The organism is Kitasatospora sp. NPDC001175 (genome assembly GCF_053598215.1).
This window is the reverse complement of record NZ_JBSFJU010000214.1, coordinates 1-1,547: the sequence shown is the minus strand read 5'-3', so window position 1 is coordinate 1,547 and position 1,547 is coordinate 1. Positions and strand designations below refer to the sequence as shown.

At 68.6% G+C, this 1,547-nt stretch carries 1 pseudogene; it reads right to left on the bottom strand.

The annotated features are described in order from the left end of the window. Positions 1–93 precede the first annotated feature (93 nt). Positions 94–1,013: pseudogene (locus ACWDAK_RS41220) on the bottom strand (IS3 family transposase); the annotation flags it as partial. Positions 1,014–1,547 lie beyond the last annotated feature (534 nt).

Sequence of the window (1,547 nt, the reverse complement as noted above, 5' to 3'; positions counted from 1 at the left end):
GGCGGGCGACCCGCCTTCAGTGCCGCACGAGCCCTTCCCTGAGCCACAACAACCTCCTCGATCGAGGTGTTGCGACGATCAGTTGAATCCGCCTTGCGACCCGTGATCGGAGTGGAACACCACCCCGGCGACCTTCCCACCACGGGCGGCCACGGCCATCTCCAGGGCGCTGACGACCAGTTCGGCCCGCATGTGCGGGGCCATCGACCAGCCGAGGACCCGGCGTGAACAGATGTCGATCACGCAGGCCAGGAACAGCCATCGGCCGCCGACCTGGATGTAGGTGATGTCGCCGCACCGGCGCTGGTCGAGCCGGGAGGCGGTGAAGTCGCGCTGCACCAGGTCCGGCACCGGCGGCGCCGCCGGGTCGGGGATGGTGGTCCGCTTGCCGCGGCGCAGGTGGCGGCCGATGATGCCGTGTTCGCGCATCAGTCGAGCCACCCGTTTGCGATTCACGTGTCGCCCGGATCCTCGCAGGTCGGCGTGGATGCGCAGGGCCCTGTAGGTCTCGCCGGACGCGGAGTGGATCTCGCGGATCTCCGCCACCAGGGCCTGGTCGGCGGTCTGCCGCCCGGCCCCGGCGTCCATGCCGGCCAGCCGCCGGTAGTAGCCCGAGCGGGAGACCTCCAGCACTCGACACAGCCGCTGGACGCCGAAATCACCGGCGTGCTCGGAGATGAAGTCCCAGCGGCGGGACGTCACTTCATCTCCTTGGCGAAATACTGGGCGGCCCGACGGAGAATCTCCCGCTCCAGCTGCCACTCCTTCTCCGCCTTCAGCAGCCGCGCGTTCTCAGCCCGCAACCGGGCCAGCTCCTCCCGGTGGTCCTCCGCCCCGGACCCACCGGCTGGAGCCTGACCGCCGCCCTCGGCCGCACGAACCCACAACCGCAGCGTCTCCCGAGTGATCCCCGGGTCAGCCGCGACGTCCTTCATCGTCCGCTGCCCCGCTGAGGCCCTCCACAACGCCACCGCATCCGCCCGGAACTCCGGGGTGTACTTCCGCCCCGCCATGTGAACCATCTTCCCGGACCATCAAGATCCGCCATCAGAGTGTCCACACCACAGGGGTCACCTCATCGTGAGCTACGCCCAGAAAGAGCGGCAGTAGCCTCTGGAACCCGCACGGAAAAAGATCCGCCCGGCGGCTTTCTTGCCTATTGACCCGAAGGTAAGGTTCCGCGCTCGTTGATCTGGGCGTGACGGATCTGGTGGGGGACGCACGGCGCCTGTCGCCGCCGCCTATGGACAGAGCCTGCAGAGCACGCCGCGCGCGATGGACACGACGCGCCGCGCGACTGGCACGCGTGCCCGGAATTTTGCCGGGCGCGTCACCCGGGCACGCACCTGGACAGCGGCGCGGCACCATCCGCGATGATCACGCAAACGGCGTCCGCGGCAAGGTTCACCGAGGAGGCCGGGTGCGACAACGATCCGGAGTTGTTCGGTCCTTGGTCGAGTAGCCGGGAGGGATCTCACCTCCCGGCCCTCACAGAACCGTGCGTAACAGTCTCCCGTTACACGGCTCTTGCCGCTCTGGTCGTCAGA